The sequence below is a fragment of the Janthinobacterium saanense genome, assembly GCF_014200675.1.
Taxonomy (GTDB): domain Bacteria; phylum Pseudomonadota; class Gammaproteobacteria; order Burkholderiales; family Burkholderiaceae_D; genus Janthinobacterium.
This window is the reverse complement of sequence record NZ_JACHCI010000003.1, coordinates 138174-153584: the sequence shown is the minus strand read 5'-3', so window position 1 is coordinate 153584 and position 15411 is coordinate 138174. Positions and strand designations below refer to the sequence as shown.

The 15411-nt window shown below is 59.8% G+C and carries 13 protein-coding genes; 4 read left to right on the top strand and 9 right to left on the bottom strand.

The window, feature by feature from the left end; all coding sequences use genetic code 11:
• Window positions 1–50: 50 nt before the first annotated feature.
• The 6 genes from HDE72_RS05880 to glnA all read right to left on the bottom strand — a co-directional run bounded on the left by HDE72_RS05880 (window position 51) and on the right by glnA (window position 7364).
• Window positions 51–1421: a GAF domain-containing sensor histidine kinase gene (locus HDE72_RS05880; protein ID WP_183737896.1), complete on the bottom strand. Its 1371-nt coding sequence runs from the start codon at window positions 1419–1421 to the stop codon at window positions 51–53.
• A 134-nt stretch (window positions 1422–1555) separates the two neighbouring features.
• Window positions 1556–2521, bottom strand: coding sequence for a magnesium/cobalt transporter CorA (gene corA / locus HDE72_RS05875; protein ID WP_183680921.1), 966 nt, complete (start codon window positions 2519–2521; stop codon window positions 1556–1558).
• Window positions 2522–2661: 140 nt separating this feature from the next.
• Complete coding sequence (gene ntrC, locus HDE72_RS05870; RefSeq protein WP_183737894.1) at window positions 2662–4155, bottom strand: nitrogen regulation protein NR(I); 1494 nt, start codon at window positions 4153–4155, stop codon at window positions 2662–2664.
• A 48-nt stretch (window positions 4156–4203) separates the two neighbouring features.
• A complete protein-coding gene (glnL, locus tag HDE72_RS05865; protein ID WP_183737892.1) occupies window positions 4204–5292 on the bottom strand; it encodes a nitrogen regulation protein NR(II) in 1089 nt (362 codons plus the stop codon).
• On the bottom strand, window positions 5289–5756 hold the full coding sequence (locus HDE72_RS05860; protein ID WP_260176530.1) for a DUF4124 domain-containing protein: 468 nt from the start codon (window positions 5754–5756) through the stop codon (window positions 5289–5291). Before HDE72_RS05860 ends, glnL begins: the two co-directional genes overlap by 4 nt.
• Before the next feature lie 192 nt (window positions 5757–5948).
• On the bottom strand, window positions 5949–7364 hold the full coding sequence (gene glnA, locus HDE72_RS05855) for a type I glutamate--ammonia ligase (protein ID WP_029496182.1): 1416 nt from the start codon (window positions 7362–7364) through the stop codon (window positions 5949–5951).
• Window positions 7365–7739: 375 nt separating this feature from the next.
• Here glnA and HDE72_RS05850 point away from each other — a divergent pair, with 375 nt between their 5' ends.
• The 3 genes from HDE72_RS05850 (at window position 7740) to HDE72_RS05840 (ending at window position 8979) form a co-directional block, all read left to right on the top strand.
• The gene (locus HDE72_RS05850; protein ID WP_183737888.1) at window positions 7740–8201 is read left to right on the top strand and encodes a rhodanese-like domain-containing protein; all 462 of its coding nucleotides are present in this window, start codon (window positions 7740–7742) and stop codon (window positions 8199–8201) included.
• Window positions 8202–8347: 146 nt separating this feature from the next.
• The gene (locus HDE72_RS05845) at window positions 8348–8695 is read left to right on the top strand and encodes a type II toxin-antitoxin system RelE/ParE family toxin (protein WP_183737886.1); all 348 of its coding nucleotides are present in this window, start codon (window positions 8348–8350) and stop codon (window positions 8693–8695) included.
• Entirely contained in the window at window positions 8695–8979 is a 285-nt protein-coding gene (locus tag HDE72_RS05840; protein WP_183737884.1) for an XRE family transcriptional regulator, read from the top strand. The genes HDE72_RS05845 and HDE72_RS05840 overlap by 1 nt, the downstream gene beginning before the upstream one ends.
• A 15-nt stretch (window positions 8980–8994) precedes the next feature.
• Here HDE72_RS05840 and HDE72_RS05835 read toward each other — a convergent pair whose 3' ends face one another.
• A complete protein-coding gene (locus tag HDE72_RS05835) occupies window positions 8995–10347 on the bottom strand; it encodes a TAXI family TRAP transporter solute-binding subunit (RefSeq protein ID WP_183737882.1) in 1353 nt (450 codons plus the stop codon).
• A 129-nt stretch (window positions 10348–10476) separates the two neighbouring features.
• On the opposite strand from HDE72_RS05835, the gene HDE72_RS05830 reads away from it, so the two are divergent.
• Window positions 10477–11082 carry a glutathione S-transferase family protein gene (locus HDE72_RS05830; protein WP_183737880.1) on the top strand — a complete coding sequence of 202 codons (606 nt, stop codon included), beginning with the start codon at window positions 10477–10479 and terminating at the stop codon, window positions 11080–11082.
• 12 nt (window positions 11083–11094) lie between these two features.
• Here HDE72_RS05830 and HDE72_RS05825 read toward each other — a convergent pair whose 3' ends face one another.
• Both HDE72_RS05825 and HDE72_RS05820 read right to left on the bottom strand, forming a co-directional pair.
• The gene (locus tag HDE72_RS05825) at window positions 11095–14214 is read right to left on the bottom strand and encodes a transglycosylase domain-containing protein (RefSeq protein ID WP_183737878.1); all 3120 of its coding nucleotides are present in this window, start codon (window positions 14212–14214) and stop codon (window positions 11095–11097) included.
• Between the two features lie 408 nt (window positions 14215–14622).
• Window positions 14623–15408 (bottom strand): competence/damage-inducible protein A, encoded by a 786-nt coding sequence (locus HDE72_RS05820; RefSeq protein WP_183737876.1) that lies wholly within the window; start codon window positions 15406–15408, stop codon window positions 14623–14625.
• Window positions 15409–15411 lie beyond the last annotated feature (3 nt).

The following is a 15411-nucleotide window of genomic DNA, read 5'->3' as shown; positions in this document are numbered from 1 at the left end:
CGCAAGTCAAAACGCCTGGAGCAATCCAGGCGTTTTTTTTCGTCCCGCTCTCAGGCCACCAGTGGCAGCCTGATGTGGATGTGACAGCCGGGTGCGCCATCGGTGGCGCGCACCTGGCCGCCCAGCTGCTGCACGATGGTGTAGACGATATGCATGCCCAGGCCGGAGCCGCCCTGGCCACGCTTGGTCGTGAAGAATGGTTCAAACATGTGCTCGCGCACGGCAGGCGCCAGGCCGATACCGTCGTCGGCAAATTCCAGCGACAGCCATTGCCGGCCATCACTTTCCTCCACCTCTATTTGCGCGCGGATGGATATCTGCCCCGGCCCGCCATGCGGATAACCGTGGCGGGCGCTGTTCATCAGCAGGTTCGACAGGATTTGCGACAGCTTGCCGGCCGCCAGGCGAACGCGGCAATCGGGAGCGATATCGAGCTGCACGCGCAAGGCCGCCTTGCGCAATTCGGGGCTGTGCGCCGAGACCAGGCCGTGCACATACTCATGCAGCGCCAGGTCGGCCACGTACTCGCTGACCTGGTCCACCGCCAGCTGCTTGAAGTTGCCAATCAATTCGGCGGCCCGCGCCAGGTTGCGCTCGACCAGCGCGGCTGCGCCCTTCAAGGCTTCGGCAAGATCGATCAGTTCGGCACGGCTGACCTTGGCGCCGCCCAGCAGCTGCACCATCTGGTCGGCATAACTGCCCATGCTCGAGGCCGCCGTCAGCGCCACGCCGACCGGCGTATTGACTTCATGCGAGACACCAGCCACCAGCGAGCCGAGCGCGGCCATCTGCTCCTGTTCGATCAGATTGGCCTGCGCCGCCAGCAAGGACTCCGTACGCTGGCGTACGATGTCTTCCAGTTGCTGAGTCTGTTCCTGATGCTGCAGTTCCGCCGCACCGCGCGCCGAAAAAATCGACAATAGCAATAGCGCCAGCAAACGCTTGTTTTCATCGATGGGACGCGTATCGATGGCCGAGAGTATGCCCAGGGTCTTGCCATCGGTATCGACCAGCGGCATGCCGACATAGCTTTGCGCGCGCATGTCGACCAGCATCGTGTCGAGCGGAAAGCGCAGCTGGATATCGCAGCCATGAAAACACATGCTCTGCTGCGTCACATCCTCGCACGGCGTGTGCCGCAAGCTGTATTCCAGATTCGGCTGGTACGCGCCGCCACCCCACAGGGCCAGCGTGCGCACGCCGTCACTGCCATCGTCCAGCCGGACCAGGCGTCCGGCGAGCACATAATGCACATCGAGCGCCTCGGCCAGTTCCCTGACGAGGATGCGCAGGAAATCATCGCCACGGGCACGCGCCGTCGATGCCGTGATGGAACGCAGGGCCGCTTCCGCCAAGGTACGCCGCTGCTCAGGGTCGAACAGGGGTTCCTGTGAATTCACATCGAATAGCGGAATACTCATGTACACTCCAGCGCAACATGGCAAGCGCAAGCAACACTGCCGGCGCGGCAATCCTCATCAATGGCCCGCGATAGCGAGCCTGCCGCGATTGTACCCCCGGATATTGCTTAATAATACAGATTCATGTGAAATTTTTATAGCCAGCCAGCACGTTTGAACTTGGTGTACATATAACCACAAACGCAGGACATCACGGCTACCGCCACCGGATAACCATATTTCCAGTCCAGTTCCGGCATCACCTTGAAGTTCATGCCCCAGACGCCGGCAAAGGCGGTAAACACGGCAAAAATAGCCGCCCAGGCTGCCAATTGCTTGTTTACTTCGCTTTCATCGATGGCCACCATCGACAAATTGACCTGGATCGCCGTGCTGATGGTGTCGCGGATGGTGTCGAGCGTGCCGTTGATGCGGGCCAGATGGTCGTGGACATCGCGGAAATACTCCTGGGTATCGTGGCATAAAGGCGGCACCCTGCCGCCATGCAACTTGCCCACCGCTTCCATCAGCGGCGACACCACATGGCGCAAGACCATCACCTTGCGCTTCAACTGATACAGCCGCTCGATATTGTCGCGCTCGCTGCCACGGTCAAAGATGCGGTCCTCGATCAATTCCAGTTCTGATTCCAGCGCGTCGAGCACCGGGAAATAACGGTCGACGACAGCATCCATCAGTGCATACAGCACGAAAGCCGAACCCTGGCGCAGCAAATGCGGCTCGCGCTCGGCGCGCGCGCGGACACCCAGGAAACCTTGGCTACTATTGCTGCGCACGGAGAGCACATAGTTGGCGCCGACAAAGATATCGACTTCGCCCAGCACCAGTTCATCATCGACCATTTCCACGGTTTTCACCACCGCAAACAGCGAATCGCCATATTCTTCTATTTTTGGGCGCTGGTGGCCGCGCTGCGCGTCTTCCACGGCCAGTTCATGCAGATTGAACTCGTGGCGCATCTCACCCAGTTCATCGGGCGTGGCGTCACGCAGGGCGACCCAGACGAAGCAGTCGGGCCGCTCGACGTAATCGCTGATGTCCGCAATCGGCAAATCCGCCAGTTTTTTGCCATCCTGGTAGGCTACACAGTTAATCAGCATACAATTGTTCCACAGTTCAGATTAGGGCCGGACGAAACAGTCCGGCAAGCGTCAGCTTACCTTATCGTGGGAAATTGTTGTGCCTTGTCGTGTGTCATGCGCAGAGAGGGACGGAGCGAGCGCCCCGTCCGGATACAACATCAATCGTCCTTGGCGCCGTCTATGCCCAATTCCGAAATCTTGCGGGTGATGGTGTTGCGGCCTATGCCCAGGCGCACGGCGGCATCATTCTTGCGCCCATGCGTATGCTTGAGCGCCGTCTTGATCAGGGCCGATTCAAACTGGCGACCCAGCACGGCCATGACTTCCTGCTGCCCGGCGCCCAGCATGCCGGCCGCCTGCAATTCCAGCAGCCCGATCCAGCCTGGCGGTGCGCCATTGGCAGGCGCGGCCACATCGAACACCTGGCCACCCTGTGTGTGCCCCTGCGCAAGCGCTGTGGCCGGCTCGCCCGAGATGGCTGGCGCCGCACCATCGCCCTTGCCTTGCGTCAATTCCAGCGGCAAGTCCTTGATTTCCACCGTCTGGCCCGGCGCCATTACGGTGATCCAGTTGCACAGGTTTTCCAGCTGGCGCACATTGCCCGGCAAGTCCAGGCCGCTGAGAAATTGCATGGTGGACTCGCTCATGCGCTTCGCTTCCACGCCCAGCTGACGCGCGCTCTGCACCAGGAAATGACGCACCAAAATGGGGATATCTTCGCGCCGCTCCCTCAAACTGGGCAAGCGCAAACGGATCACGTTGAGGCGGTGATACAAGTCTTCGCGGAACAGACCATCGCGCACGCGCTGTTCCAGGTTTTGATGGGTGGCAGTAATCACGCGCACATTCGCCTTCATGGGCTGATGTCCGCCCACGCGGTAAAAATGCCCGTCGGATAGCACGCGCAACAGCCGCGTCTGCAGGTCAAACGGCATGTCGCCGATTTCATCCAAAAACAGGGTGCCGTTTTCAGCCTGTTCGAAGCGGCCCCGGCGCGTGGTCTGCGCGCCCGTAAAAGCGCCCCGTTCGTGGCCGAACAGTTCCGATTCCAGCAAATCCTTGGGGATCGCCGCCGTATTGAGGGCGATGAACGGTTGCGCGGCGCGTGGGCTATGCTTGTGCAGCGCGCGCGCCACCAATTCCTTGCCGGAACCCGATTCGCCCGTGATCAGCACCGTCACATTCGATTGCGACAAACGGCCGATGGCGCGAAATACTTCCTGCATGGCGGGCGCCTGGCCCAGGATTTCCGGGGTTTCCGAAGGCCCGGACTCGACACTGGTCTCGCGCAGGCTTTCATCGAGTGCGCGGCGTATCAGTTCCACCGCCTTGTCGATATCAAACGGCTTGGCCAGGTATTCAAACGCCCCGCCCTGGAAGGCCGCGACGGCTGAATCGAGGTCGGAAAAAGCCGTGATAATGATCACCGGCAAACCTGGAAAGCGTGACTTAACTGTTTGCAACAGTTCCAGCCCGGACGCGCCCGGCATGCGGATATCGGACACGAGCACTTGCGGCGTGTCAAATTCCAGCGCGGTGATGGCGTCGCGTGCATTGGCAAAACTCTTAGTGGCGAGGTTTTCCCGCGCCAGGGCTTTTTCCAGTACCCAGCGGATTGATTCGTCGTCGTCGACTATCCAGATTGGCTTCATTAGTGTGTGCGTCCCGCAATGGATTTCATGGGTGGGATACTCCCTCGCTTATGGCAAAGGTAAAACGATCCTGAAATCGGTGTATCCAGGCCGGCTTTCGCACTCGATCACGCCCAGGTGCTGTTGCACGAAGGTTTGCGCCAAAGTCAGCCCCAGGCCGCTGCCGCCTTCCCGTCCCGACACCAGCGGATAGAAAATGCGGTCACGAATCTGGGGCGCGATGCCCGGTCCATTGTCAATGATATGCAAGTCTAATGCCAGGCCGTAGCGCACCTTGGCCAAAGTCACCTGACGCGCCACCCGCGTCTTGAAAATCAGCTCCGCATCGCCCGCTTCTATGCGTTCGGACAAGGCTTGCGCCGCGTTATGGGCGATGTTGAGCACGGTCTGTATCAATTGCTCCTTGTCGCCACGAAACTCGGGAATGGAGGCGTCGTAATCGCGCAAGATGGTCAGACCGGTGGGAAATTCAGCCATGATCAGGCTGCGCACGCGCTCGCACACTTCGTGGATATTCACGTCGCCGACGATGTGCGGCCGCCGGTGCGGCGCCAGCAAACGGTCGACCAGGGTTTGCAGACGGTCCGCTTCCTTGATGATGACCTGGGTATATTCGCGCAGCTCGCTCAGGTGCAGGGCCGGCAATTCCAGCTCCAGCAACTGGGCCGCGCCGCGGATGCCGCCCAGCGGATTCTTGATTTCATGCGCCAGGTTGCGGATCAGTTCCTTGTTGACCTGGCTCTGGTCGAGGATGCGCTCCTCGCGGTCCAGTTTGAGTTGCTGCACGTTTTCGCGCAATTCAATCAGGATGTTATCGGAGGGACCGTCGAGTGCGCTGATGATGCTGTGCACGCGCAAGGGTTCGCGGCCCAGGCGCTCCAGGTTCAGGTCCTGGCGCAAATCGGAAAATTTATGTTCGAGCGCCTGCGCGCAAATGCCGGCCAGTTCGTCCGGGTTGAGGAAGAGCGCCGTCAGCTTTTGCCGCGACAGCGCTTTCAAGGAGCTTTCCAGCAGGTTTTCCGCCGCCGCGTTGGCATAGCTGATGCGGCCATCGGCATCGAGCACGATCACGGCCGAAGCCAGCAAATCGAGGCCGGCCAGGTGGGGCGGACGGCTGGAGTGGGATTCTGTCGTCATCGGATATTGGCGATCTCGCGTTTCAGCGCTTCGACGTTCTGCTGCGTCCGGTTGATATTGTCTTTCATTTGCGCCACCCGTTCCTGATACTTGGCATAGTTGCGCTCGTTGCCCTGGCGTTCAGGCTGGCCTTCATTCAATTCCTGGCGCTGCGCCGCCAGTTTTTGTTCTTCGCTGCGCAATTCGTCCTGCAAGATCTGGCGCCGGTCCAGGTCGCGCGCGCGCTGTTCTGCGCCATCGACGCGGGGAAAGGCGCCGGGCGCCGGCGCTACGCTGCCCGCCGCTTGCGCAGCAGGCTTGGCAGAGCCGGCCAGCGGTCCCGTCTTGCGCGGCGGTTCGGTGATGGCGCCGGGCAGATCGAGCAGCTTGCAAGCAGGATTGCGCCGCACATCGGTCAATTCCTTATGGCCTTGCGCGTCGGTGCACATGAAAATCTGCGCCTGGGCCAGGTTCGCCATCCCCATTAATGCTGCAGCCAAAGCCATTCTGCTGTGCCTCGTCAATCTTTACTCCTGTCAGCTCTTCTTGCCCGGTTCATCGTTCCTGGGCCGACTATACAACATCACACTGGCGCTGATCGAAAAAAACGCGGGGAAGACCAATCGCCTCACCCGCGTTTTCTTATGCAATACCGGCAGCTTGCCGGCAAGCCGCCATTACAGCGAGTAGTACATATCGAACTCGGCAGGATGCGTGGTCATGCGCATGCGCTGCACGTCCTGCATTTTCAGTTCCAGGTAAGCATCGATCATGGAATCGCTGAATACGCCGCCACGGGTCAGGAACTCGCGGTCTTTGTCCAGCGCATCGAGGGCTTCTTCCAGCGAAGCGCAGACGGTAGGGATCAGTGCATCTTCCTCAGGCGGCAGATGGTACAGATCTTTCGAGGCGGCTTCGCCTGGATGGATCTTGTTGGCAACGCCGTCCAGACCGGCCATCAGCAGTGCTGCGAAGCACAGGTATGGGTTGGCCAGTGGATCCGGGAAACGTGCTTCCACGCGGCGGCCTTTTGGATTGGCAACGTGCGGAATACGGATCGAGGCGGAACGGTTTTTCGCCGAGTAAGCCAGTTTCACTGGTGCTTCGTAGCCTGGTACCAGGCGCTTGTACGAGTTGGTGCCTGGGTTGGTGATGGCGTTCAGTGCCTTGGCATGCTTGATGATGCCGCCGATGTAGTACAGGGCGAAATCGGACAGGCCGGCATAGCCGTCGCCAGCGAACAGGTTTTTGCCATCTTTCCATACGGATTGATGTACGTGCATGCCCGAACCGTTGTCGCCAACGATAGGTTTTGGCATGAAGGTAGCAGTCTTGCCATAGCTGTGCGCCACGTTCCAGACCACGTATTTCAGGTTTTGCGTCCAGTCGGCGCGCTCGACCAGGGTCGAGAACTTGGTGCCGATTTCATTCTGGCCAGCGCCAGCGACTTCATGGTGGTGCACTTCGACCGGAATGCCCAGCGATTCCAGGATCAGGCACATTTCCGAACGCATGTCCTGGAAGCTGTCCACTGGTGGCACCGGGAAATAGCCGCCTTTGACCGTAGGACGATGGCCGCTGTTGCCGCCTTCGATGTCCTTGCCGGTCGACCAGGAACCTTCGTCCGAACCGATCTTGACGAAGCAGCCCGACATGTCGATTTTCCAGCGCACGCTGTCGAAGATGAAGAATTCTGGCTCAGGGCCGAAGTAGGCGGTGTCGCCCATGCCCGACGATTTCAGGTAGGCTTCGGCGCGTTTCGCGATCGAGCGCGGGTCGCGGTCGTAGCCCTTGCCGTCCGACGGTTCGATCACGTCGCACTGCATGAACAGCGTCGTTTCTTCCATGAATGGGTCGATATTGGCGGTGTTTGGATCCGGCAGCAAAATCATGTCGGACGCTTCAATACCCTTCCAGCCAGCGATCGAAGAACCGTCAAAGGCGTGGCCCGACTCGAATTTGTCCATATCGAAGTGCGACACGGGAACCGTCACGTGTTGCTCTTTACCACGGGTGTCGGCAAAGCGGAAATCAACGAATTTGACTTCGTTTTCTTCTACCATCTTCAAGACTTCTGCGGCTGTCATTGCCATGCGTATCTCCTAAATGAATGTGGGGTGAGCCGACCAAGTGCGTCTGGGCTGATGAAGCGAAGCAAACATTGCGTGCCACCAAAACTCAACAAGGATCATAGCAGATTCCATGCCAGCTTTTGAGGGGCCCAGGCCGACAGCGGCAAGGCGCTGAAATCACAGTGGAATTGTCCATCCTGCGATTTTTTTGAGCGGCATCTGTGCTGCATCAAAAATGCACTATGCAAGTGCGAAAACCAAATAACGCACCATTATCGTGCATTTCACCAGAAAATCCCAGGAATGTGCCATTCTGGTGCATATGCTTTTCGCCGTTGCATGCCATCGCCGGCGCACTATAATCGTTCACACCTTTCCACTTTCATCGAGGACGCCATGACTACCGCCGCCGATATCCTGAACACTGCCCGCAGCCGCGTCTATGAAGAAACGCCCTACGCAGGCGCCGTGACGCCTGAGGAAGCGTATGCATTGCTGCAACTGGACGCCGCCGTCAAGCTGGTCGACGTGCGCACCAACGCCGAGCGCGACTGGGTGGGGCGGGTCGACATCGCCGATACCCAGCATGGTGCGGTGCAATGGGCCACCTATCCGGGCGGCCTGCCCAACCCCGACTTCCTGGCACAGCTGGCCAGCCAGGCCGGCAAGCATGACGTGCTGCTATTCCTGTGCCGCTCAGGCGTGCGCTCGCGCCATGCGGCCAAGCTGGCGACGGAAAACGGCTACCCACACTGCTACGACATTCTCGAAGGTTTTGAGGGGGACAAGGATGCCGACGGCCACCGCAAGCAAGTGGCCGGCTGGTGCAAGGCCGGCCTGCCGTGGCTGGGCGCCTGAGCTGAATTTAACTGCAGCGTGTTTGATATGGTGGGCCACGCCCCCGCCTGACATCGCTTACAACAATCCATGGCCGCTTTTTTCAATAGCGGCGCAGATTTACCTTGCGAATATGTACTTTATATAGTACAACGTAGAGGTGCGCCATGGATGCTTCCGATTTACGGCAGATTAATCTGCTGTTTTATGCCAACGGCAATGGCGGCGAGCCCGTGCGGGACTGGCTCAAATCATTGCCTGCCGAAGAACGCCACGTGATCGGCCAGGACTTGATGCATGCGCAATGGCGCTGGCCCGTGGGCATGCCGCTGTGCCGCCACCTGGGACAGGGTTTGTCGGAAGTGCGCAGCAACCTGCCTGGCAACCGTATTGCCCGCGTGCTGATTTGCCAGCATGACACTTGCCTGGTGGCGCTACACGGCTTTATCAAGAAAACCCGCACTACCCCAGACGACGATCTGGCACTGGCCCGGAAACGTTTAAAGGAACTGTGATGGAAACGACAAACACCCATATCGGCAGCAGTCTCGACGACTTCCTGAAAGAAGAAGGCATCTTCGAGCAAACCCAAACCCAGGCCGTCAAGGAAGTGATCGCCTGGCAACTAACGCAGGCGATGGAAGCGCAGTCGCTGTCAAAAACGCGCATGGCCGCCCTGCTGCAGACGAGCCGCTCGCAGCTTGACCGCCTGCTCGACCCTCACAGCGACGTCACCCTGTCCACCCTGGAGCGGGCCGCCGCACTGGTGGGGCGCAAGCTGTCGGTCACACTGGTCTGACGTCAGCTAGTTGTTTCAGGCTAAGGCGTCCGCCTCGGCGACAGGATGCTCGCCCATCAGTGACAAGATGCGCTTGCGCACAAAATTGATATGGCTGCGCAAGCCGTACAAGCCATCGGCAAATGACAGGGGTATCGAAATCTGGTTGACCATTTCTTCGATATGGTCCAAGCGCTTCAATTGCTCCGCATACATTTCTGCGCGCCGTTCTTCGGGCACATCTTCCAGCGCCTGCTCCACCGTGCGTAACTGGCCATACCAGCGGTACACGCGCGAACGGATGCGCCACACATACAGCGGTGGCACAACCCTGGACAGCGGCAGGATCAAGGCGCCCAGCGCCACCACCAGCACCCACATGCGGTCAAAGAAATTGGCCAGCCAAAAGCTAATATAGCGCTGCAGCACGGGGGCGCCATCCTTGTAAAACTTCAGCGCTTCCGGCGCCACGGGAATTTCCGTGTAGCGTGCCGAGGGAAATTGCCCCTGCTGCTGGAACCAGCCCGTGCCGCCATGGATGCTGGCTGCCGCCTGCACGAACAGGTCGATCAGGGCCGGATGCAAATCTTCGCGCGCCACCAGGGTCGCCGTCGGCGCGATCAACTGATAATCCTGCGGCGGCAAGTCGCGTCCCAGGTCGACGATGCCGCGCGGCAGCACCACATGGGTCAGGAAAGGCAAACGCCGCGTGTACGCTTCAGCCTGTGAAAAGTCGAACAGCTTGATGCCCGGCGTTTGCAGCAGCATCTGGATCAACGGCGCTTCCGGCGCCGAGCTGAACACCAGGCCGTCGATGCGCCCTTCCAGCAACTCCACCGTGGCTGGCGTATTTTGCAAGGAACTGACCGTCAACTCATTGGCTTCGACACCATTGACTGACAGCAACTGGCGAAACAGGCTGGGCACGCCCGTGCCTTCCGGTCCCAGATTGATTTTCAAGCCTTTCAATTGCGTCAATTCCGTCACTGCCTTGTCTTCACGCATGAACAGCCACACGGGTTCCGTAAACAAGCTGCCCAGCGAAATCAAGCCATGCCGTTCGGCCTCCGCATGTTCGGTCGAGCCGCTCTGCACGAAGGCGATATCGGTCGTGCCGCTATTTAAGCGCTGCAAGTTTTCCTGCGAACCCAGCGACGGCTTCAAGGTCACCTTGATACCGTGTTTCGCCAGCGCGGCCGCATATTTCTTGCCGAATTCTTCATAAGCGCTGTTTTCCTGTCCGGTCGACAAGGTCACATGGCGCGGCGGCGCCGGATCGACCAGCCAGTAGGCCAGCGCGCACACGGCGGCGATCAGCAGCAAGGTGGGGCCAGCCGTGGCGAGGAAATCGCGCACGGAAAAACGGCTGAAGGCAAGGATTTTGGACATCTGGTCGCGCATAGGTTTCATGGCGGCTACGATGCCAAGAAAAACTCAACTATGCAAGGCACTTTCGCATACACAGCGCCCCTGCTTGCGCTAGAGTGGCATAAAAAACTACTGCTCACGGAGCCAGCCATGTTGAAAATTCTTGGAAAAGCCGCCTCGATCAATGTCCATAAAGTCATCTGGACCTGCGACGAGCTCAATCTGCCCTTCGAGCGCGAAGACTGGGGTGCGGGCTTTCGTGCCACTGACGACCCGGCCTTCCTGCGCCTCAATCCCAACGCCATGGTGCCCGTGCTGATCGATGATGATCTGGTGCTGTGGGAGTCGAACACCATCTGCCGCTACCTGTGCGCCAGTGCCGGCCGCGACGACTTGCTGCCAGGCCATCCCCGCGCCCGGGCCGAAGTGGAAAAATGGATGGACTGGCAGATGGGCGAGCTGAACAACAGCTGGCGCTACGCCTTCATGTCGCTGGTACGCCACAGCCCGGCGCACCAGGACCCGGCGCAACTGGCGGCCGGCATCGCGGGCTGGAACAGGATGATGGGCGTGCTGGAGCAGCAGCTGCAAAAAACCGGCGCCCATGTGTGCGGCGAGCACTTTACGCTGGCCGACATCGTGCTGGGCCTGTCCGTCAAGCGCTGGCTGAAGACGCCCATGCAGCGCCCCGCGTATCCGGCGATTGCCGCCTACGGTGCGCTGCTGGCCGAAAAGACGGCGGCCTTCAACGGCTAATCAGCTGGCCAACTAATTGCCACACTGCTTGAGCACGCCGTCCTTCTGGGCGGGCGGCTCGATCAGCGGCATCAGGCTGGGCGCCAGCGATACCAGCAATTGCACCGGCAAGGCGCTGGTGAAATCATAATTCTTCGATTCCGGGCCCCGCACATAGGCGGTCATGCTGCCATAGAAGCGTTCGCCGATATTGAATACAAACGTCGCCGAGCGGTTCACATACCGCGACTCGATCAGCCGGCCGCCTGCGCCATACACATCGAAACGCTGGTCGCCGGTACCCGTCTTGCCGCCCATCGGTATCGGCTGGCCATCGGCGCCGATAAAGGCGGTTTTCGCGCGCTTGGCCGTGCCGTCCGACACCACTTCACGGATCGCCTTGGCCACCGCCTTCGCCACGTCCGGCGACAATACTTGCTCCGCCTTCGCCCTGGCGTCGCGCTTGACCAGGGTGTCGTACGGCGTATCGGCGGCAAAATGCATGGAATCGATGCGCACGCTCGGTTTGCGCACGCCATCGTTGATGATGATGCCCATCAACTCCGCCAATGCAGCTGGCCGGTCGGCCGAAGCGCCCAGGGTGGTGGCGTACGATGGCACCAGGGAATCGAAGGGGTAACCCATCTTTTTCCACTGGCGGTGAATTTCCAGGAAACCTTCGACTTCCAGCAAGTTGGCGATGCGGCGGTCTTGCGCATGCTTGCGGTGCGTATTGAACAGCCATTTATATACTTCCTGGCGTTGCTTCTCGCTGGCCGCCACCATCTGCGACAGGGTCGAACCTTCGTGCTGGCGCAAATACGCCACCATCCACAATTCCAGCGGGTGCACATTGGCCAGATAACCGCGGTCGGCCAGCGACCAGTTTTCCATCGCGTATTGCTGGTACATCTTGGCCACGCGCTCGGGCGGCACTTCGTTTTGCGATGGCAGGTTGGCGCTGAGGAAATCGCCGAACTCTTCCAGTGTGCCTTGCGGATTGATGGTGCGGTAGATATTGGCCAGGCGTACCGGCGTCGGACGTATGCTGGCCAGCAAGACTTTCTCTTGCTCATCTACGCTCTTGCCACGGTACTTTTGATAGAAGCGGTGCAGGAATTCGCGCCCTTCCTTGTCGGCAAAACGGCTCAGATACTGGGCGCGGCGCGGATCGTCGGCGTCGGCCAGCAGCGAGGCCGATGAATCGGGGCGCGAGAACATATAGTAGCGGGCCACGTCGCGCATCAGGCGCACGAACACCAGGTTGGTCGACTGGCGCAAGGCTTGCTGCACCGTCAGGATGCGGCTGTCGTCGAGCTTGGAGAAGTTGCCGAAATGATGCAAACCGCCGCCCGTGAAGAAACCTTCATTGGGACTGCCCGAATATTTGCGTTCCATGGCGGCCGCCAGCATGGCTGGCAAGTTGCGCGCTTCACCCAGCGGCAAGGGTTTGAAGTAGGCAATCGCCCATTGCGACAGCAAGTCTTTCGGATCGACCGCTACCTTGCCCAGCTCGGCGGCGTTCATGCCGCTGTAGCGCTGCTGCAACTGATCCATGATGTCCAGATACGTGACCAGGGTACGCAGCTTGGCGGTGGAACCCAGGTCCAGCTTGGCGCCTTCGTTGATGTCGAGCGGCTGGTCGTAGTTATCAGTCTGCACGCGCAGCAAGTTGGCCTTGTCGCCTTTTTGCAGCAAGGTAAAGCTGTACACCACATTGGCCGGGTCGCCATTGCCCAGCATGCCCTTGCCCGTCAGGCCGGCCGCTTTCGCCACTTCCGGGTCGCGCAATTCGCGCAGCACTTTGGTGACGGCATTTTGCGCTTGCGCATCAAGCGTGCTGACCACGTTCAAATCCAGGCGGTCCAGGTTATACAGGCGCGGATCGCCCAGCATGCTGGCCAGGTGATTGCGCACGGCGTTCGAGGCCTTGCGCGTGACAAACGAGGTGGCAGCTTCGGACTGCACGCCGCTGGCCATCGATGGGTGCAGCGGCTGGGCGATGGCGGCATCGCGCAGTTGCGGCGAGATCACACCGGCCTGCGCCAGCAGGCGCAAATGGCTGTTGGTCAACACTTCCAGGTCGGCGCCACCGGCCACCAGATAATGCGAAGGTCGGCGCTGGGCGATCAGCAAGCTCAGCGCTTCCTTGTAGGCCAGCGCACTGCCGGGCTGATCGAGCTTGGCATTGAGCAAGGTTTTCACTTCCTCGAAGGGGCGGCCATACCAGACCCACATGCCGTCGCCGATACCGTTGACTTCGCCAAAACCGCTTTTCGCCGACAGCGGCACCGTATTGATGTAATTGAGAACGATCTTGCGCCGCGCGTCGACCGTATTTTCGCCATCCTGGTAAGAGCGCAGGCTGGCCGACATCATCTGGAACAGTTTGTCCTTCATGGAACTGGTGCGGCCATCTTCCGAATGGCGGTATTTTTCAATTTGCGTGGCCAAGGTACTGCCGCCGCCACCGCGATGGCCGCCAAACAGGTTCAGCGCCTTGTCGAGGATAGCCTTGCTCAGGCGGTCCCATTCGACGGCGGGATTGCGTTGCGGCGTACCGGGATCGAGCAATTCGCGGTTTTCAATGAACAGCAGGCTTTGCACCAGCGCAGGCGGCGCTTCGTCAAAACCATTGAACATGCGTTCCGGATAGCTGGCGGCAAACAAAGGCTGGGCGCGGCAATCGAGGATGGTCAGACCGGCCCGGTTTTTCTCGTGGTAGGTGGCAAAAATGCCCATGTCGGCCAGTTGCACCATCTTCGGCGACATGCGCGCCTGCGCCGTGACGGCGTAATCGCGCGCATTGAGTTTGGTGATGTAGTCGGGCAAGCTGGCGTAACCGAGGCGCTCGTCATACGGGCCATGCTGCGGATAGTGCATGGTGCCGGCAGGCGCCGGCCCCGCCTCAACCTGGTAGGTCAGCTGACGGCTGAGGCGATTGAAAAACTCCGCCTGCAGGGCCGAGGTGCGTACTTCGCGCAGCACGAACCAGACCAGAGCGCCAATCAGCGCCAGCAGCAGGATCAAAAAGATCGGCCAGATCCTTGTGCGGCGCCGCTTTTGCGGACCGGCAGGCGGTGGCGCATCAGGCTCAGGTTCAGGAGTCGGCCGCGCTTGGGCATGGGCCAGGTGTACGCCAGTGTCTTTCATGGGATGCACGGGAAAAGTGGGGTGTGGACGGCGTCCGGTATGCCCTCGGCAACAGCAGTGGCAAAGGCGGTGCAAGGTGCGGCGGCCCTATGGGGCCGGAGGAAACTAAACTTGCTCAACATAATGTCCAGACCGGTGATTCAAATTAACTATTTTTCAGGCTCAGGCAAGCTACAGCAGACGCAAGCGATACAGGGCAAAGCTGATTTTTCTTTCAAGTAGCCCTGCTCACCATTCCACCACAACGGCGTGAAAACGACGGTCGAGCGCGTACAAAAATCATGCTTCTGTGCAGATTTTCGCAAAAAAACAACGTCTGGGGAGGCGCGCCTTGGAAAGTAGCGTGGGCGCAGCGCAAAACGGGCTACGCGCCGGGCAGAAAACTGCCGGCGCGGGGCTGGCGGAAAGTCAGATCCCGACGTATTCGGCGTGCATGCTGTCGAGCTCGCCACACATCTCGGCAAAGGCGGCCGCAGCCTGTGCCGGCTCGCCTTTCACGCCCAGTTCGATATGACGGCGGGTAACGGCATCACCCACGCTGGGCAGGCTGAACACCTTGATCAGGGGATATTGCGCTTCCAGCCTCACCATCAGCGGCGTCAGCAGGGATTCTGCCGTTTCATACACGAGCAAGGCGTGTTCCGCATGCGGCACCTGGTTGAACAAATGGGCGTAATGGGTATCGAGCACCCATTCGATCATCGGCCAGGACATGACAGGGAAGCCCGGTACAAAATAATGCTCGCGCACGGCGAAACCGGCGATCTTGTTATACGGATTCGGAATCAGCTCCGCGCCCTGGACGAACTCGGCCATCTTCAGACGATGCAGGTTTTCCGGTGTATTCAAGTCGGCCGGCACGCCCGCCTCCAGCCCCATTTCCGTGATGCGCTGCTGGATATTGATTTTCCCCTGCGGATGCAGCAGCAGCGGCAAGCCCAGCGCGTCGGCGGCGGCCTGGCGCGTATGGTCGTCGGGCGTGGCGCCAATGCCGCCAAAGGAAAACACGATATCGCCGCTGGCAAAGCTGCGCTTGAGCAAGGCAACGATGCGCTCGGGCTCATCGCCCACATATTCCGCCCAGCTCAATTGCAAGCCGCGCGCCTTGAGCATGCTCACCACTTTCGGGAAATGCTGGTCCGTACGCTTGCCCGACAGGATTTCGTCGCCAATGATGATCAGTCCGATAGCCATGAA